Annotated in this window: 18 protein-coding genes; 9 read left to right on the top strand and 9 right to left on the bottom strand. The window is 69.8% G+C overall.

Features of this window, described 5'->3' with window-relative positions; all coding sequences use genetic code 11:
- The first annotated feature begins 37 nt into the window (after nt 1–37).
- Both B9G38_RS03875 and B9G38_RS03870 read left to right on the top strand, forming a co-directional pair.
- Nucleotides 38–229 (top strand): hypothetical protein, encoded by a 192-nt coding sequence (locus B9G38_RS03875; protein WP_049930539.1) that lies wholly within the window; start codon nt 38–40, stop codon nt 227–229.
- Between the two features lie 182 nt (nt 230–411).
- Nucleotides 412–1644: an alkaline phosphatase family protein gene (locus B9G38_RS03870; RefSeq protein ID WP_086219546.1), complete on the top strand. Its 1233-nt coding sequence runs from the start codon at nt 412–414 to the stop codon at nt 1642–1644.
- 63 nt (nt 1645–1707) lie between these two features.
- Here B9G38_RS03870 and B9G38_RS03865 read toward each other — a convergent pair whose 3' ends face one another.
- The 3 genes from B9G38_RS03865 to B9G38_RS03855 all read right to left on the bottom strand — a co-directional run bounded on the left by B9G38_RS03865 (nt 1708) and on the right by B9G38_RS03855 (nt 4266).
- Nucleotides 1708–3099: a M28 family peptidase gene (locus B9G38_RS03865; RefSeq protein WP_086219545.1), complete on the bottom strand. Its 1392-nt coding sequence runs from the start codon at nt 3097–3099 to the stop codon at nt 1708–1710.
- Between the two features lie 80 nt (nt 3100–3179).
- Nucleotides 3180–3887, bottom strand: coding sequence for a DUF2270 domain-containing protein (locus B9G38_RS03860; RefSeq protein ID WP_086219544.1), 708 nt, complete (start codon nt 3885–3887; stop codon nt 3180–3182).
- 43 nt (nt 3888–3930) lie between these two features.
- Entirely contained in the window at nt 3931–4266 is a 336-nt protein-coding gene (locus B9G38_RS03855) for a hypothetical protein (RefSeq protein ID WP_086215542.1), read from the bottom strand.
- A gap of 104 nt (nt 4267–4370) precedes the next feature.
- On the opposite strand from B9G38_RS03855, the gene B9G38_RS03850 reads away from it, so the two are divergent.
- Nucleotides 4371–6272: an ATP-binding protein gene (locus B9G38_RS03850; protein ID WP_086219543.1), complete on the top strand. Its 1902-nt coding sequence runs from the start codon at nt 4371–4373 to the stop codon at nt 6270–6272.
- Between the two features lie 13 nt (nt 6273–6285).
- Here the strand turns inward: B9G38_RS03850 and B9G38_RS03845 are convergent, their stop codons facing one another.
- Nucleotides 6286–6696, bottom strand: coding sequence for an RDD family protein (locus B9G38_RS03845; RefSeq protein ID WP_086219542.1), 411 nt, complete (start codon nt 6694–6696; stop codon nt 6286–6288).
- A gap of 137 nt (nt 6697–6833) precedes the next feature.
- On the opposite strand from B9G38_RS03845, the gene B9G38_RS03840 reads away from it, so the two are divergent.
- Nucleotides 6834–7286: a universal stress protein gene (locus tag B9G38_RS03840; RefSeq protein WP_086219541.1), complete on the top strand. Its 453-nt coding sequence runs from the start codon at nt 6834–6836 to the stop codon at nt 7284–7286.
- Between the two features lie 27 nt (nt 7287–7313).
- Here the strand turns inward: B9G38_RS03840 and B9G38_RS03835 are convergent, their stop codons facing one another.
- Nucleotides 7314–7601, bottom strand: coding sequence for a transcriptional regulator (locus tag B9G38_RS03835; protein ID WP_086219540.1), 288 nt, complete (start codon nt 7599–7601; stop codon nt 7314–7316).
- 354 nt (nt 7602–7955) lie between these two features.
- On the opposite strand from B9G38_RS03835, the gene B9G38_RS03830 reads away from it, so the two are divergent.
- Nucleotides 7956–8675, top strand: coding sequence for a DUF4013 domain-containing protein (locus tag B9G38_RS03830; RefSeq protein ID WP_086219539.1), 720 nt, complete (start codon nt 7956–7958; stop codon nt 8673–8675).
- A gap of 193 nt (nt 8676–8868) precedes the next feature.
- Here B9G38_RS03830 and B9G38_RS03825 read toward each other — a convergent pair whose 3' ends face one another.
- The 4 genes from B9G38_RS03825 to B9G38_RS03810 all read right to left on the bottom strand — a co-directional run bounded on the left by B9G38_RS03825 (nt 8869) and on the right by B9G38_RS03810 (nt 12479).
- Nucleotides 8869–9345 (bottom strand): 50S ribosomal protein L11, encoded by a 477-nt coding sequence (locus B9G38_RS03825; protein ID WP_049930549.1) that lies wholly within the window; start codon nt 9343–9345, stop codon nt 8869–8871.
- A 671-nt stretch (nt 9346–10016) separates the two neighbouring features.
- The gene (locus B9G38_RS03820) at nt 10017–11393 is read right to left on the bottom strand and encodes an MFS transporter (protein ID WP_086219538.1); all 1377 of its coding nucleotides are present in this window, start codon (nt 11391–11393) and stop codon (nt 10017–10019) included.
- Nucleotides 11390–12112 (bottom strand): TetR/AcrR family transcriptional regulator, encoded by a 723-nt coding sequence (locus B9G38_RS03815; RefSeq protein ID WP_086215539.1) that lies wholly within the window; start codon nt 12110–12112, stop codon nt 11390–11392. Before B9G38_RS03815 ends, B9G38_RS03820 begins: the two co-directional genes overlap by 4 nt.
- A gap of 172 nt (nt 12113–12284) precedes the next feature.
- Nucleotides 12285–12479: a cold-shock protein gene (locus tag B9G38_RS03810; RefSeq protein ID WP_004596869.1), complete on the bottom strand. Its 195-nt coding sequence runs from the start codon at nt 12477–12479 to the stop codon at nt 12285–12287.
- A gap of 244 nt (nt 12480–12723) precedes the next feature.
- On the opposite strand from B9G38_RS03810, the gene sdhC reads away from it, so the two are divergent.
- From sdhC to B9G38_RS03790, 4 genes are read left to right on the top strand one after another with little or no spacing between them, the layout of a single operon-like run.
- On the top strand, nt 12724–13149 hold the full coding sequence (gene sdhC / locus B9G38_RS03805) for a succinate dehydrogenase, cytochrome b556 subunit (protein WP_049930554.1): 426 nt from the start codon (nt 12724–12726) through the stop codon (nt 13147–13149).
- A gap of 1 nt (nt 13150) precedes the next feature.
- Nucleotides 13151–13522, top strand: coding sequence for a succinate dehydrogenase hydrophobic membrane anchor subunit (locus B9G38_RS03800; RefSeq protein WP_049930555.1), 372 nt, complete (start codon nt 13151–13153; stop codon nt 13520–13522).
- Nucleotides 13523–13529: 7 nt separating this feature from the next.
- Nucleotides 13530–14420, top strand: coding sequence for a succinate dehydrogenase/fumarate reductase iron-sulfur subunit (locus B9G38_RS03795; RefSeq protein WP_086219537.1), 891 nt, complete (start codon nt 13530–13532; stop codon nt 14418–14420).
- 53 nt (nt 14421–14473) lie between these two features.
- Entirely contained in the window at nt 14474–16303 is a 1830-nt protein-coding gene (locus B9G38_RS03790) for an FAD-binding protein (RefSeq protein ID WP_086219536.1), read from the top strand.
- Nucleotides 16304–16547 lie beyond the last annotated feature (244 nt).

The following is a 16547-nucleotide window of genomic DNA, read 5'->3' as shown; positions in this document are numbered from 1 at the left end:
ACCAACGCTTTTGTAGCTTCGGGACGGAGCGCCGCGTATGGACGAGGGAACGGTGACCGTGCCGGACGAGCAGTACGAGCGGCTCGCGGCCCTCGCCGCCGCCCGCGGCGTGAGCCCCGAGACGCAGTTAGCCCGGCTCATCGACGACGCGTACGCCGGCCTCGACGCGGACGGCGACGCCCCCGAGTCGCTCCCGCTCGGCGTCTGCGACGGTTCCGACGAGGAGTGAGCCGAGCGGCGGCCTGACGAGCCGTCCGCGAGCCGCCGCGCCGGACTCGGGGCCGGCGCCCCGCCCCGCCGGTCCCCTCGCGGCCACGCCGAGAGGCGCTCGCCGAGGACCGACGAGATGCTCACGACAGGTTAAGAAACGATCCGCCCGGAGGGCGTCGGGACCTCTCTACGACCGCTACCGTGTTTCGAGACGATATCGAGCGGGTCCTTCGAGACCGTCAGCAGCGCGACGGCTACCTCTTCCCGGCGTACGAGGACTACTGCTTCGGGAACGTCCCGGACACCGTCCGATCGGTGCTCGACGCCGGCGGCCGCCGCGCCCTCCCGAGCGACGTGTTCGACGGCGTCGAGACGGACGTGGACACGGTCGTCCTCCTCCTCGTCGACGGGTTCGGCCTCGACGGCTGGAAGCGCCACCGTCCACGGTGTGACCTCCTCGACCGGCTCACCGAGGCGGGAACGGTGACCCCGCTCACCTCGGTCTACCCGTCCGAGACCGCGGCGGCGATCACCACGCTCGAGACGGGGCGACTCCCGTGTGAACACGGGTGCGTCGGGTGGAACGTCTACGACCCCCGGTTGGACACGGCGTTCCTGCCGCTCGGGGGGGATGTGGAATCGGGCGCGGTGGCGGAGCGAGTCCCCGAGGGGTCGGTCGTCGGATGCGAGTCGCTCTACGCTCGGATGCGCGACGCGGGGGTCGACTGTCACCGCCTCCAGCCGTTCGACGCCGGCGGCGAGGACGTGACCCAGCACGTCTACGACGGCCTCGGTTCGTTCGGCGAGCGCCTGTCGGCGGCGGTCGCGGCGAGCGGCGACCCCGGATACGTCTACGCGTACGTGCCGCACGTCGACCACGTCTCCCACGCCGAAGGCACCGACGGCCGGGCGTACGGCGAGACGGTGGCGACCGTCTGCGAGCAGGTTACCGCCGCTCTGCGGCGGGTCGATCGGCGGACCGCGGAGCGGACGCTGCTGCTCGTGACGGCCGACCACGGCCACGTGAACACGGACCCCGACGCCAATCTCGACCTCTCGGCGAACGAGGCGGTGACGGGGACCCTCCGACGGCACGCCGATGGCACGCCGGTCAAGATGTCCGGCAGCCCCCGCAACGTTCACCTCCACCTGCGACCGGGAACGGTCCCGGACGCGCGGCGAGCGCTCTCGGACCACGACGCGCGGACGTTCACCCGGCGGAAGGCGATCGACCGCGACCTCTTCGGCGACCGCCCGGTCTCAGACCGGTTCCGACGGCGCTGCGGCGACCTGATCGTCACGCACCGCGACTCGGGAGTGTGGTTCGGCGACGTCGAGCCGGAGAAACTGTCGTACGTCGGGATGCACGGCGGGCTCAACCCGGCGGAGATGCTGGTCCCGTTCGCGGCGGCCCGCGCCTCGGCGCTCGACTGACGCGGCGCGCGGTCCGGACTCGACGCCGGCCTCTGCCGGGTGTCTTGCGTCGACCTCCCGGGCTTACCCGTCGTAGGGCCACCGCCCGCCCGTCTTCAGCTCCTCGACGTACCCCTCGTCGATGGCGTCGCGGATCGACTCCCGCGATCGGTGGTCCGCCGCCACGTCACCCGTCGCGAACCGGTAGACGGCCGCGGTCACGAGCGTCGCCACCTCGCGGAGGTCGCGGGAGTCGAGCTTGTCGAGGGTGTCGGCGTGAGTGTGGCCCCAGCCGCGCCCTGACTGGTCGCTCGTCGTCGACGCCATCACGGCCGGGATTCCCTCCTGAACGAACGCCCACTGGTCGCCGTGGGGCGAGATCGTCTCGCCGGTCGTCAGGGAGGCATCGAACGCGTCCGCGACCGCCTCGAACGGCTCGCGCATCCCGTCGAACCCGTTCGTCCCCACGCGGAGGTTCCGCGAGCTACACGCGCCGTCGAGGTTCACCACGCAGGCGATATCCTCCTTCGGGGTCGTCTCCGCCGAGTGGTATGCCCCCCACAGCCCGATCTCCTCCGAGCCGAAGGTGACGAGGCGCACCCGCGTGTCGAGGTCGCCCTCGACCGTCGCGAGCAGGCGACCGACCTCCGCGACGAGCGCCGACCCCGCGCCGTTGTCGTTGGCGCCGTCGCTCACGTCGTGGGCGTCGACGTGGGCGGTGAGGTACACCGCCTCCTCGGTGTCCGGACCGACCTCCGCGACCGCGTTCACCGAGGTCGTCGGCTCGTTGCGGCAGTCGACGTCGAGCGAGACGGTCGGGCGGTCGGCTCCCGAGCCGCGGCCGCCTCCGCCGTCGCCGTTCGCGGCCGTCTCGGCGAGCCGCGAGAGCCGGTCGCCGACCTCCTTCGAGACGCCGACGGCGGGGATCGGCCCTGGTCGGTTGTGGTACCCGATCTCGCCGGTGGGCGGGAGCGCCCCCTCGATGTGGTTCCGGAAGACGAACCCGACCGCGCCGCGTTCCGCCGCCGCGACGTACTTCTCCATCCGGTGGATCCACCGGTCGTGGCTCTCCGGCGTGCGAGAGGAGGCCATCGCGACCGCGCCGTCCAGCGCCTCGCCCGCGGCCGCGAACTCCTCGTCGGTGCCGTCGCCGACGTCGACGAGGGGGGCCGTCACCTCGCCGCTCGGGGTCCCGGGCAGCGCGATCACCTCGTGGGAGTTCCCGTGGTGCCGCTCCACCGCGCCCGACACCGACAGCGAGGAGTCGCCGCGCCACCAGCCGGGGATCTCGAACTCGTCGAGCCCGGCGTTCCGCAGGCCGGCCGCCTCGAACGCCTCGACGACGCGCTCCGCGCCGCGCCGCTCGCCGGCCGAACCGGCCATTCGATTCCCGATGTCGGTCAGGTCCGTGAGGAGGCTCCACCCGAAGTCGCTCGTCCGCGCGTCGCCCACGACGCGGTCCGGTAGCTCGGTCATACGGTTCGGTAGTGCCCCGAGCGAAAAGGGGTTGCGGGAGTCGCGGATCGCCTCGTCTGGCTTCGCGAGGCCGTACCGGTTCACTCCCACTCCTCGGTGTCCTCGGCGGCCTGCATCTCTCCTTTAGCTCGTCTCGGCGCCCGCCGAACCGTCAGCGCGATCACGACGACGTAGAACCCGCCGACGAGCGCGAGCACGAGCGCGCCGGGGATCGGCCCAACCGACGCCGTCGCGACGACGCCGTTTCCGGCGGCGGTGAACACCGTGAGCCGCACGACCCACGCGGCGACGAGGACGGAGACGAGCGGCGCGTACACCCGTCGGAGACGCCGCGAGACCGCCTCGACGGCCGGCATCTTGATCGTCGGCTCGCGGAGGTCCTCGCTCAGCAGCGCCCGCCAGTTTGACTGCTCGACGCCCTCCGGATCGAGGGCGTTCGTGAACACGTTCTCCTCCAGCAGCCGGACGCGGGACCGCCACACGTCGAAGGTGCGGTACCGACGCGTCTCGATGCCGAGGAAGACGCTGAGCATGACGAGCCCGATGAGCAGCACGTAGTGCGGCCGCGACGCGCTCGAGAAGGTCCACGTGAGCAGGGACGCGGTCACCACGACCGCCCAGTTGGTCGTGCGGTCGATGCGGGTCCGCCACGAGCTCGTCCGTCCGAGCTCGCCGCGGTATGCGTGGCCCATCAGCGAGAGGAAATCGGACCGGTCGCCGGCGGCCTCGGCGGCGACCTCGCGCTCCTCCCGAGACTCGGGGTCGAAGTCCTCCGACGGTTCGGACATACCGACCCGTACCGAGGCGGGACAGGTAAAAGCGAGGCGAGACTCAGGCGGGGTCCGCCGCGGTCACCTCGACGTCGACCTCGTCGGGGTCGACGCCGATCCGCGCGAACTGCGTCCGGACGTGGTCGCGGGCCGCCTCGACCGCCTGGTCGCGCGTGTCGAACCCGCGGGGCATCGGCTCCTCGAAGGCGACGCGGATCTCCTCGCCGTCGACGACGAGCGGGGAGCCGCCGCTCTCGACCTCGTAGAAGGAGTCGCATACCCACACGTACGGCGCGTCCTCGTCGGGCGCGCCCTTGTACGCCGGCGGCTCTTCGCCGCGCTCGAACACCGTACCGGTGAGGTCCGTCCCGCCTCCGCTGCCGCGAACGAGTATCATGGCACGGGTACGGGGTCGAGCGGGATAAGGGCGCCGCGGGAGGGGTTCCCGTGCGTCCCGGCGGGAGGGCAAACGCTTTCGGCCCAGCGGTCGGTGGATACGCCATGACGCTGGAGGATTTCACCGAGTTCACCGGAGACGGTGACGGCGACGACGGCGCGCCGAGCGAGGCCGACGGCGGAGGCGACTCCACGGCCGACGGCGGGGTTGCCTCGGCGGCCGACGGCGGGAGTGCGGCCGATGCGGGGGGTGATTCGGCGACCGAAGCCGGGACCGCTGACGCGCGCGGCGACGCGGAAGACGAGGCGTTCGCCGCCTACGACGCGACGCCGGCCGGCAGCGACGCGGGGCTCGGCGTCGTGTCGGTCTCTCAGGGGCTCCGCGTGGCCGAGGAGGAAGACGAGACGTCGCTGAAGGCGTTCGTCACGACCGGCAACCGCGAGTCGGTGCGGCTCGGAAAGTACCTCCTGATCCCGTACCCGGACGGCGAGCGGCTGTTCTGTCGGATCACGGGACTGGAGTACGCGCAGGAGTTCCAGTCCGACGACGCGACCGAGATCCACGCCCGCCGGCAGATGCGCCGCGAGGAGTTCGCCGAGCGCGACTACAAGTTCGTCGCCGACCTGGAGCCGATGTCCGTCGTCTACGGCGAGGGCGAGGGGATGAAACGCCGGATGACGGACCGCGTGCCGAAGCCGGGCGCGGTCGTCGAGGAGGCCGACGACGACGCCGAGATCAAGACGGGGCTGAAGATCCCCGACGACGGCGTCTTCCTCGGCCACCTCTCCGTCGGGGGCGAGAAGGTCCGCACCGCGGCGGAGCCCCCGACGGTCGACTACCGCGTCAAGGACGACTACGGCGACGGCGACCCGCTCGCGTTCCGGCACACGCTCGTCGCCGGCGGCACCGGTTCCGGGAAGACCCACGCCTCGAAGAACGTCCTCCGCCAGTACCTCGACTCCGACCGAACCTACCCGATGGGCGACGGCCGCGAATCGCGAATGGCAGTCGTCCAGTTCGACCCGCAGGACGAGTACGCGCAGATGCACGACGACAACCCCGACCTCGACGACGCGTTCGCGCGCCGGCTGGAACGCGAGGGGATCGCCCACGGGGGCCACGACGACACCGTCGCCCTCGTGCCCCGCGTCGCGAACGCGACGTACCCCGGCGAGGGGCACCGCGCCGAGCGCGTCGAGTTCACGATCCCCTTCTCGCTGGCGAAGGACATGCCGTGGCTGGTCGCCGGCTCCGGGCTCAACGACAACCAGTACCCCGCGCTGTTGACCCTCATCAACCGGTTCTTCGACAACTACGGCGACGCGGGCACCTACAGCGAGTTCCTCTCGTACCTCGACGACCCGGCGCTCAAAGAGGAGCTCCACGAGAGCGGTCGGATCCACGAGGCGACGTTCGACGCGGTCAAACGGCGGGTCCGCGGGGTCCCGAGCGGGATCTTCGATCAGGACGCGAAGCCGATCACGGAGCTGGACCGCACCCTCGTGCGCCCCGGCGGGCTCTCGGTCGTCCCAACCTACCACCTGCCGACCTCCCGGCAGAAGGAGATCGTCGTCCTCGCGGTCGCGGGGCTACTCGTCGACGACAAGCTCTCGAACGACCCGGAGAGCGACCGGATCAAGGAGACGCCGCTCCTCGTCGGGATGGACGAGGCGCACAACTTCCTCGCCGACGCCGACAACGTCCAGGCCCAGAAGGTGGTCCAGAAGTTCACGGAGGCCGCGAAGCAGGGCCGAAAGGAGCGGCTGGGCCTGTTCCTGATCACGCAGGACCCCCAGGACGTGGCCGAGTCGGTGTTCAAGCAGGTGAACACGAAGATCGTCTTGAACCTCGGCGACGAGGACGCGATCTCCAGCGTCAACATCCCGTCGAACCTCGCCGGCAAGGTGCCGTACATGGAGAAGGGGCAGATGGTCGTCTACTCGCCGGACAACTCCGAGCCCGTCGAGCTGATCGGCCTCTCGGAGTGCGTGACGCGGCACGACTGACGGCGGAGCCCCGTTAGACTCGCACGACGATCGTATCCGCCCACCGGTCGCCGAGCCGCTGGTTGTCGCGCGAGTCGGCGATGAACACGACGCCGGCGAGGATCGCCAAAATCGAGGCGCCGCCGAGAATCTTGGTGACGTTTCGCGCGACCGCGGCGACCGCGGAGATCTCGTCGCCGTTCGCGTCGACGACTTCGATCCCGACGATCCACTTCCCCGGCGTGTGGCCCCGGACCGCCTCCGGCACGACGTACCAGCCGACCGGAACGAGGAGGAACGCGAGGTCGGCGAGGCCGCCCGAAACGGCGCCGACCGGAAGCGAGACGACGGCGGCGGCGGCGAGGCTCGCGACGATGTCGATCAGCCACGCGCCGCCGCGGGCGGTGACCGACGCCAGCTGCGACTGCGCGTACGGGGTGCTCATGCGAGTCGGTGGTCGGGTGCCGGGCAAGTGTCTTGTGTCCGCACATCGCGGGCCTCGGCGTGCGCCTCTCGCGGCGGATTGTCGCCGACTCGAACTCATCGCCGCCCTTTTTGTCCGGAGCAGTCGAACCGCCGCGTATGAGCAAGCGCATCCTCGTCGCGGTGGACGGGTCGGAAGAGGCGGCCGAGGCGCTGCGGTTCGCGGCCGACGAGTGGCCGGACGCGGACCTCACCGCCCTCCACGTGATCAACCCCGCCGACTCCGCGACCGGCGCGGACGGCGGGTTCCCGGGGGCCTCCGACCAGTGGTACGCCAGCGCCAAGCAGCGCGGCGAGCGGGTCCTCTCCGAGGCGGCCGACGCGGTCGACCGAGAGATCGGGACGAGACTGGAGGTCGGTCGCCCGACGAAGACGATCCTCGCCGTGGCGGGCGGAGAGAAGCCGGTCGGCGAAGACGGCGAGGCCGGCGAGCCGTTCGACCACCTCGTGCTGGCGAGCCGGGGCCGGACCGGCCTCTCGCGGGTCCTCCTCGGCAGCGTCGCTGAGGGCGTGGTGCGCCGCGCCGAGGTGCCCGTCACGGTCGTCCGCTGAGCGCGCTCCGCTGACGAGGCGGTCCGGCTACTCCTCGGCGCGCTCGGCCGCGACCACCTCGCCGACCATCGACCACCCCTCCTCGTCGGGCCCCGAGCGACCGAGCAGGATCTCCTCGTAGTCATCGGAGCTGATCAGCCGGAACTCGGCGTCCGGGTCGGCGTCGGTCCGGACGCCCTCGCCGCGGAACTCCCGCTGGAAGAACTCCGTCGACGAGAACTCGAAGACGCCGGTCTCGCCGGAGTCGAGTTCGAGCCGAACCGGTCGGGGCTGGACGTTGTGGATCCGCTTCGCGATCGGGTTGAGATCGGGCACGTCCACGTATCGCTCCGGGTCGGAGATAAGTTGCCGGCTCCGACCGCCGGTGCGTCCGGCGCGGGTCGCGGGAACTCCGACCCCGGTTGCGGGAACGTCCGACGCGGGTCGCGGGAACGTCCGACGCGGGTCGCGGGAACGTCCGACCCCGGTTGCGGGAACGTCCGACGCGGGTCGCGGGAACGTCCGACGCGGGTCGCGGGAACGTCCGACGCGGGTCGCGGGAACGTCCGACGCGGGTCGCGGGAACTCCGACCCCGGCCGCCGGCACGCTCGGGGCCACTCGCGGCGCTTTCCCCCTCGCTCGCCGTACTAGTTTAATAGCTCACGGCGCGTTAGTACACGGGACACACCATGATAGAAGCGTCTCTCAACTACCTTCGCGAGGGCGACGACGCCCTCGTCACGGTCCTGATCGGCGGCGTCCTACTCCTCGCGAGCCCGCTGTTGATCCCGGCGTTCGCCGTGCTCGGCTACGTCGTTCGCGTCCTCCGACGGACCGCCGGAGGCGACGACGAGCCGCCGGTATTCGACGCGTGGGGAGAGCTCCTCGTCGACGGGCTGAAGGCGTTCGTCGTCACGTTCGTCTACTCGCTGCTGCCGCTGGGAGTCGTCGCGGTCGCGGCGGTACTCAGCCTCGGCGCGTTCGTCGCGGTGCCGGGCGGCGAGTCCGCCGGCGCCGGGACGGTCGTGGTCGGACTGATCGTTCTCGTCGGCGGGCTCCTCGCCTTCCTCGCCTCGCTCGTCGGGCTCTACGTCACGCCCGCGGCGATCGCGGCGGTCGCCGACTCCGGGGAGGTCGGCGACGGCTTCGCGCTCGGTACGCTCTGGAGCGTCGTCTCGAAGCGGGCGTACGCGACCGGCTGGCTGACGGCCGCCGTCGTCGTCCTCGCCGGCGCGCTCGCGGTGGGCGTGCTCTCGGTGGTCCCGGTCCTCGGAACGATCGCGGGCGTGTTCGTCCAGTTCTACGCGCTCGTCGCCGCGGCCGCGATCCTCGGCTGGACGTGGGACGACGTGCGGCCGGTCACGGAACGGACGTCCGAGTCGGAACCGTCCGAACGGCCGGCCGTGTGACCGGCGGGGACGAGGCCGTCGGCCCTCGAACCGCGTTTTTCACGCATACGCGCCGGAGTTCAGTCTCTCACCCGACGGGCCCGCCGTTGCCACGCTCGACGAGGCGACGCGCCCGTACAGACAGAGACCGCGTCTGACGTAGTCCGACCTACGAACACCGACGCAAAACCGCCGAAAGGCGTGAAAAGGGACGTTACTCGTCGAGGACGTCGTCGTACTCGCCGGCGTCGACGCGGTCGTCGAACGTCCGGGCGTCCTCGCCCTCGATGGTGACGCCGAGGGAGGCGCAGGTGCCGCCGACCTCCTTGGCGGCGGCCTTCGTGTCGTACGCGAGCAGGTCGCTCGACTTCTGCTCGGCGACCTTCTTCACCTGTTCGATCGACATGTCGGCGACGAAGTTCTCCTGCGGCTCGCCGGAGCCGGTGTCGAAGCCGGCCTCGTCCTTGATGAGCTCCGCCGTGGGCGGCACGCCGACCTCGATGGTGAAGGAGCCGTCGTCGTCGTACTCGACGGTGACGGGCACCTCCATGCCGTCGAAGGCAGCGGTCTCGTCGTTGATCTCCTCGACGACGTCCTGAACGTCCACCGGCGTCGGTCCGAGCTCGGGACCGAGCGGCGGGCCGGGGTTGGCCTGCCCGCCGGGGACGAGCGCTTCGATAGTTCCAGCCATGTCCGTATGAACCCGACGCCGACTTTTAACGGTTGTTCTTTCGGGTAGGGGGAGTCAGCGGTTCGCACACCTTACGAGTGGCTTACATGCCGGTGAACCACTCGTTCGACGAAGCACGTCTGTTCAATGTGTGTTTATAAATGGATACTCGGTGTCGAGTGGAGCTCCGATAGCTCTCCCGCCGTTTATTTATAAATCGTTGACCGCTGACCAGGGGCAAACACCGTCAAAGTCCCAGCCGCTCGGCGATACGTGGTCGCTACCGCGGTGAACACCGCCAAAGCCCCACCCGCTCGGCGATACGTGGCCGCTACCGCGATGAACACCGCCAAAGCCCCACCCGCTCGGCGATACGTAGCCGCTACCGCGATGAACACCGCCAAAGCCCCACCCGCGAGGAGCCCGTACGCTCGCTGCGCTCCTCGCTCAGTCACTCCGTTCCTTCGCTGCGGTGCTTACGTCGCCTACGGGCTCCTCGCGGCTGCCCCTTTGATTCCCGTCCCGCACAGCGACCGCACCTCACACCTCCCCAGCCTCGCGGTTCGCGCTCTTCGAGCGCTCACCGCGTCCCTCGCACGCGCTCCTCGCGGCCCGTCGGCCGCTCGGAGGCGCGCGCCACCGCCTGCGTTTATTTATAAATCGTGTCTACCCGGGGTCGAGGACGCATTCGACTACGAGTCGGCCACGCTCGACGGGTCGCTCGATCCCGCCCCGTCCGCGACGCGTCCGGGGAGGAACGTCCCGGTCTCCCGTCGGACTCCGAAGAGGAGGACGACGCCGGCCAGCAGCGGGAGGGCGGCGCAGGCGGCGTAGATCGGCGTGAAGCCGACCGCCTCGATGAGGGGGAGCGACACCATGGGGCCGAGCCCGCCCCCCACGTCGCCGAGGACGTTGTTCGTTCCCGAGGCGCGCCCCATGCGCTCGTCGGGGGTGAGGTCAGCGAGCAGCGCCATCATCGGGCCGCTCGTCCCGCCCTGTCCCGCGCCGATGAAAACGCAGGCGAGGCCCAAGGAGAGGACCGAGCCGGCCCGCGCGAGCAGCAGGAACCCGACGAACGAGACGACGAGGAAGGTCAGGAGGATCGGCGTGCGGGAGTCGCGGGTGTCGGAGACGCGTCCGCCGACGAGCATGAAGAACGCCGCCGAGAGGACCGTGCCGGCCATGAACAGCCCGGAGGTGCCCTGCGGGGCGAGCCCGAACAGCGAGATGTCGTTCGCGCCGAGGAATAAGACGAGCGTGGAGAACAGCGCGCCGATGTACGCGAACATCAGCCCGAAGTTGACCAGCCCGACCGTCACCGCGGGGACGGCGGTGTCGACCTCCCACGGCCTGATCGAGTCCCCGGAGCGGTCGCCCGTGACGTGCGTCTCGGGGACGTAGCGGTACGCGACGACGCTCGCGGTCAGCGCGAAGGCGGCGGCGACGGCGAAGGCGGCGACGTTGCCCGCGAGCGCGGAGACGACCCCGCCGAGCACGAGGCCGGCCGGGAACCCCATCGTGATCCCGCCGCGGACGATCCCCATGTTCGTCCCCCGGGAGCCGCTGTCGGAGAGGTCGGCCGCGATGGTGTAGGCCGTCGCGAACACCGCGGCGGAGCCGAGCCCCCAGAGGACCCGCGCGAGCAGGAACCACGTCTCGGGCGCGACGGCGACGCCGATCGGGGCGAACCACTGCTCGGGACCGACGACCAACGGGCCGACGGCGAACGCGGGGAGCGAGGCCGCGAGTGGACGGAGCGCCTCCGCGGGGGGCATCGCGAGCGCGACGACGTAGCCGAGCGTGGCGACCCCCTCGACGAACAGGCCGGCGACGAACGGCGTCCGGGTCCCGTACCGGTCGACGAGGGCGCCGGCGGGCGCGTTCGCGACGAGCCGCACCCACCGGTTCGCCGAGAGGATCGCGCCGACCATGAACGCCGAGATGCCGAGGACCGCGCCGAGGTTCGGGAGGATCGGGAAGACGACGCCGCCGCCGAAGCCGACGAAGAACGTGCTCGCGATCACCGCGAGCAGCACCGGCGGCGGTCGCTCGAACCCGAAGCGGCTCATTCGCCGGGGTCCGTGGACCTGCCGGCCGCTCCGTCGTCGTCGACCGATTCGTCAGGGTCGGCGTCGCCCCGGAGCGCGTCGACCGACTCGTCGAGCGGCGGCAGTTCCACGCCCTCCGCGAGCAGCGGGCCGACGATCCGCCGGAGCGTCGCCTCTGCGACCTCGCGGGTGTAGCCGGCCGCGTCGTCGTCGCGCCCGGCGCCGGCGAGGGTGATCTGTCTGGTCCGGGCGCCGTCGAGGGTGGCCACGAGCAGCGCCGCCGTCTCCTCCGCGTCGACGTCGCGGAAGACGCCGACATCGATCCCGTCCCCGAGGATGTCGGCGACGGTGCCCCGCAGCAGCCGGTCGCTGCGCGCCAGCTGCTCGCGGATCCGCTCGTTGAACGGTCCCTGCGTGCGCAGCTCCAACAGGGCGATGTGGAACGCCTCGCGGTCGGCCTCGTCGGGCGCGAAGACGAACCACCCGACGAACTGGACCAGCCGCTCGACGGGCGGGTCGTCGGCGCGGGCCGCGATCCGCTCCTCCGAGTCGGTGACGACGTAGTCGAGGAAGGCGACGAGCAGGTCCTCCTTCGTGTCGTAGTGGTAGTGGAGCAGCGACTTGCTCTTCGAACACTCGTCGGCGATGTCCTGCATCGTCAGGTCGGCGTACCCGTGAGCGCGGAGGGCGCTGTACACCCCGTCCATGATCTCCTCCGCCGCGCTCGGCGCGTCGCTCATTGACTGACTAGTCAGTCAACGAGCGGTAAATCCCTATCGGTCGGGGTCGGATCGGGCGTCTCGCCGTCGGCGCCGACCGGGCCTACCGCCCGCGGTGGCCCGCGATCCGGAGCGGCCGCTCGAAGGGTGAAAGCGGTCGAAAAGCCGATTCGCCTCGGGTGTCGTCGCCGACTTACAGACGGGTGACGTTCGACGCGCGCGGACCCTTGTCCGCCTCCTCGATGTCGAACTCGACTTCCTGACCCTCTTCGAGGTCCGGACCGCCGACGTCCTCCATGTGGAAGAACACGTCCTCGTCCGCGTCGTCAGTCGAAATGAAACCGTAGCCGCCAGTGTCGTTGAAGAAATCGACTTCGCCTTTCGCCATTGCGACCGAAGAAACGGGAGTGGAAAATAAAAGGCTTCCGTGACGGTGCGGTCCCTGAAACCCGGCCTCACGGGCCGGTCCGACCGCGTCGCGCCGCCGCGAGCCGGCTCTCGCGGAGCGTTCAAAAATCCGCCATTTCGGGTCGTTGCGTCCGTTTCGCGGGCGTTCGTCGCTCGCCGAGATCCGGGGGCGAGCCCCGCCGTGTTAGTAACTACTATACGACCCCGGTTCAGAACCGTTAGGTATGAGTCAGTCGTACAATCGAGGCCTCATCGAGGACTTCGGCCGTTGGCGGGAGTTCGAGGCGGGGATGTGGGCGTGGATCTTCCACAAGTTCACCGGATGGGTGCTCATCGGGTACCTGTTCACGCACATCGCCGTGTTGAGTACGGGGATTCCGGCGGCCGGCGCCAGCGAAGCCGCGATCGCCGCGGGCAACGACGTGTACACGCAGACGATCGTCTCGCTGGAGGGGCTGCTGCTCGTCCGCATCCTGGAGGTCGGCCTGCTGGCGGTCGCCGTCTTCCACATGCTCAACGGCACCCGGCTCCTCCTCACCGACCTCGGCATCGGGTTGGACGCACAGGACAAGAGCTTCTACGCGTCGCTGGTCCTCACCGGAGCGATCACCGTCGCGTCCGTGCCGACGTTCATCGCGGGGGCGTTCTGAGATGGCCGAGCGCTACTCCTCGTTCCAGTCGGGCGGCCGGATGTGGCTGCTCCAGCGGATCACGGCGGTGTTCCTGCTGGTCGTGTTGGCGTTCCACTTCTTCCTGCTCCACTTCGTCCACCACGCCGACGAGGTGTCGTTCCTCGCCAGCTCCGGCCGGATGGAGCAGCTGAGCTACTACTCGCTGATGATCCTCTTCCTCGTGACAGCGACGTTCCACGGGGTCAACGGCGTCTACAACGCGCTGGTCAACCAGGGGCTCACCGGCACGAAACGCACAGTGATCAAGTGGACGCTCGTCGCCGCGAGCGTCGTGCTGATCGCGCAGGGAATCCGCACCGCGAACGCGTGGGCGGGCATCGGACTCTACTGAACCGACAATGAGCACGCAAATTCCGAAGCAGACCGAGGAATCGACCGAGGCCGAAACCGAGACGGAGCCGGCCTCGAAGGGCGAGGAGCGCCGCGCCGAGAAGCGGCGCCGCGCGGCCGAGCGCCGCCAGCAGCGACAGGAGGAGGAAGCGGAGAAGGCGGCCGCCGACGAGAGCACGGTTGAGCTGAAGGTGTTCCGCTACGACCCGCAGGTCGAGGGGAAACAGGAGCCGCGGTTCGACACCTTCCACGTCCCGTTCACGAAGGGGATGACCGTCCTCGACGCGCTGATGTACGCGCGCGACACGTACGACTCCTCGCTCACGTTCCGCCACTCCTGCCGGCAGGCGGTGTGCGGCTCCGACGCGATGTTCGTCAACGGCGGCCAGAAGCTTGCCTGTAAGACGCAGATGTCGGACCTCGAGGAGCCGGTCCGCGTCGAGCCGCTCCCCCACGCCGAGGTGACGAAAGACCTCGTCGTCGACATGGAGCACTTCTACGAGCAGATGGAGGCCGTCGAGCCGTACTTCCAGACGGACGAGTACCCGGACGGCGAGCTCGAAGAGCAGCGCCAGGACCGCGAGAACCGCGAGAAGATCAAGATGTCCACGCGCTGCATCTGGTGTGGCGCGTGTATGTCCTCGTGTAACGTCGCCGCGGGGGACAACGAGTACCTCGGGCCGGCCGCGATCAACAAGGCGTACCGGTTCGCGATGGACGAGCGCGAGGGCGAGGAGATGAAACAGAAGCGCTTAGAGATCATCGAGCAGGAGCACGGCGTCTGGCGGTGTCAGACGCAGTTCTCCTGTACGGAGGTGTGCCCGAAGGACATCCCCCTCACCGAGCACATCCAGGAGCTGAAGCGCGAGGCGGTCAAAAACAACCTGAAGTTCTGGTAATCCCGACAGACAGTATCAAGGGACTTCGGAACTTACGAAATTACATACCAACAATGTACGAACACGATGTCGTCGTCGTCGGGGCCGGCGGGGCGGGACTCCGGGCGGCGATCGCGGCACAGGAAGCGGGCGCGGACGTGGCGATGGTGTCGAAGCTCCATCCCGTCCGGTCGCACACGGGCGCGGCAGAGGGCGGGATCAACGCGGCGCTGCGCGACGCCGACTCCTGGCAGGACCACGCGTACGACACGATGAAGGGGTCCGACTACCTCGGCGACGCGCCCGCGGTCGAGGCACTCTGTCAGGAGAGCCCCGAGGAGGTCATCCGCCTCGAACACTGGGGGATGCCGTTCTCCCGCGAGGACGACGGGCGCGTCTCGCAGCGACCGTTCGGCGGCCTGTCCTTCCCGCGCACGACGTACGCGGGCGCCGAGACCGGCCACCAGATGCTCCACACGATGTACGAGCAGGTGGTCAAACGCGGGATCACGGTGTACGACGAGTGGCACGTGATGGACCTGGCCGTCACCGACGAGGACGATCCCGCGGAGCGGACCTGCCACGGTGTTGTCGCGTACGACATCCAGAGCGGCGAGATAAGCGGCTTCCGCGCCGAGAACGGCGTCATCCTCGCGACCGGCGGGATGGGGCAGGTGTTCGACCACACCACCAACGCGGTGGCGAACACCGGCGCCGGCGTCGCGATGGCGTACCGAGCCGGCGTCCCGATGGAGGACATGGAGTTCATCCAGTTCCACCCGACGACGCTGCCGTCCACCGGCCTCCTCATCCCCGAGGGCGTCCGCGGCGAGGGGGGAATCCTCTACAACAGCGAGGGCGAGCGGTTCATGTTCGAACACGGCTACGCGAACAACGACGGCGAGCTCGCCTCCCGCGACGTCGTCTCCCGCGCCGAGCTGACCGAGGTCAACGAGGGGCGCGGCATCGAGGACGAGTACGTTCACCTCGACATGCGCCACCTCGGCGAGGAACGCATCCTCGACCGCCTGGAGAACATCCTCCACCTCGCGGAGGACTTCGAGGGCGCCGACGGGCTCACGGAGCCGATGCCGGTCAAGCCCGGTCAGCACTACGCGATGGGCGGCATCGAGACGAACGAGTTCGGCGAGACCGTCATCGACGGGCTGTACGCCGCCGGCGAGTGCGCCTGCGCCTCCGTCCACGGGGCGAACCGCCTCGGCGGTAACGCGCTGCCGGAGCTCATCGTCTTCGGCAAGCGCGCCGGCCGCCACGCCGCCGGCGAGGAGATGGGTGAGGCCGAGATCGAGACCGGCCGCTCGGGCGACTGGCAGCCCGCCGACTACGAGTTCGGTGTCGAGGTCGGCGAGACGAGCGGTTCGGGCACGGCCGCGGCCGACGGCGGCGCCGTGGCGACCGACGCCGAGAGCGTCCTCGGCGGCGCCGTCGACCGAGCGCAGGAGCGCGTCGACGAACTGCTCTCGCGGAAGGGCCGCAACCACGCCGAGATCCGCTCCGCCGTTCAGGAAACGATGACGGACAACGTCAACGTGTTCCGCGAGGAAGGCCGGCTTGAGGAGACGTTAGCCGACCTCCGCGAGGCCCGCGAGGCGTACAAGGACGTCGCGGTGTCGGACCCGTCCCGGACGTTCAACACCGACCTCATCCACACGATCGAGACGCGGAACATCTTGGACCTCGCGGAGGCGCTGACGATGGGCGCGCTCGCTCGCGAGGAGTTCCGGGGCGCCCACTGGCGCAAGGAGCACCAGGAGCGCAAAGACGAGGACTGGCTGAAGCACACGCTCGTCTCGTGGAACGACGGCGAGCCGGAACTGTGGTACAAGCCGGTCGTCCTCGAGGGCGAGAACAAGACGTACGAGCCGAAGAGCCGGTCGTACTGAACCGCCCGGGACGCTCGGTCGCCCGCGGCGGCGCGTCGCGGCTCCGACCTCTTGGGCCGGAGTTCGCCCGGTCCGGTCGCGGCCCCCGATCCGTCCGGCGGCGGCCCCGGATCGTTTCGCCCGATCGATCCGGATCGTTCACGGTTCCTTATCCGTCGACGGTCGAAACCGAGCGTCGATACGCGTCGATTCGCCGTTCGTCGATCGACGTTATCGGTCCGATTTGAGAGAAAAATGGCTTCAG

This window comes from Halorubrum sp. SD612 (assembly GCF_002135005.1).
This window is presented reverse-complemented; position numbering and strand designations above follow the sequence as displayed.

What these genes read in the sequence shown, in the direction of transcription:
- B9G38_RS03875 (WP_049930539.1), top strand. Translation starts at nt 38, where the DNA reads ATGGACGAGGGAACGGTGACCGTGCCGGACGAGCAGTACGAGCGGCTC.
- B9G38_RS03865 (WP_086219545.1), bottom strand. Translation starts at nt 3,099, where the DNA reads ATGACCGAGCTACCGGACCGCGTCGTGGGCGACGCGCGGACGAGCGAC.
- B9G38_RS03860 (WP_086219544.1), bottom strand. Translation starts at nt 3,887, where the DNA reads ATGTCCGAACCGTCGGAGGACTTCGACCCCGAGTCTCGGGAGGAGCGC.
- B9G38_RS03855 (WP_086215542.1), bottom strand. Translation starts at nt 4,266, where the DNA reads ATGATACTCGTTCGCGGCAGCGGAGGCGGGACGGACCTCACCGGTACG.
- B9G38_RS03850 (WP_086219543.1), top strand. Translation starts at nt 4,371, where the DNA reads ATGACGCTGGAGGATTTCACCGAGTTCACCGGAGACGGTGACGGCGAC.
- B9G38_RS03845 (WP_086219542.1), bottom strand. Translation starts at nt 6,696, where the DNA reads ATGAGCACCCCGTACGCGCAGTCGCAGCTGGCGTCGGTCACCGCCCGC.
- B9G38_RS03840 (WP_086219541.1), top strand. Translation starts at nt 6,834, where the DNA reads ATGAGCAAGCGCATCCTCGTCGCGGTGGACGGGTCGGAAGAGGCGGCC.
- B9G38_RS03830 (WP_086219539.1), top strand. Translation starts at nt 7,956, where the DNA reads ATGATAGAAGCGTCTCTCAACTACCTTCGCGAGGGCGACGACGCCCTC.
- B9G38_RS03825 (WP_049930549.1), bottom strand. Translation starts at nt 9,345, where the DNA reads ATGGCTGGAACTATCGAAGCGCTCGTCCCCGGCGGGCAGGCCAACCCC.
- B9G38_RS03820 (WP_086219538.1), bottom strand. Translation starts at nt 11,393, where the DNA reads ATGAGCCGCTTCGGGTTCGAGCGACCGCCGCCGGTGCTGCTCGCGGTG.
- B9G38_RS03815 (WP_086215539.1), bottom strand. Translation starts at nt 12,112, where the DNA reads ATGAGCGACGCGCCGAGCGCGGCGGAGGAGATCATGGACGGGGTGTAC.
- B9G38_RS03810 (WP_004596869.1), bottom strand. Translation starts at nt 12,479, where the DNA reads ATGGCGAAAGGCGAAGTCGATTTCTTCAACGACACTGGCGGCTACGGT.
- sdhC (WP_049930554.1), top strand. Translation starts at nt 12,724, where the DNA reads ATGAGTCAGTCGTACAATCGAGGCCTCATCGAGGACTTCGGCCGTTGG.
- B9G38_RS03800 (WP_049930555.1), top strand. Translation starts at nt 13,151, where the DNA reads ATGGCCGAGCGCTACTCCTCGTTCCAGTCGGGCGGCCGGATGTGGCTG.
- B9G38_RS03795 (WP_086219537.1), top strand. Translation starts at nt 13,530, where the DNA reads ATGAGCACGCAAATTCCGAAGCAGACCGAGGAATCGACCGAGGCCGAA.
- B9G38_RS03790 (WP_086219536.1), top strand. Translation starts at nt 14,474, where the DNA reads ATGTACGAACACGATGTCGTCGTCGTCGGGGCCGGCGGGGCGGGACTC.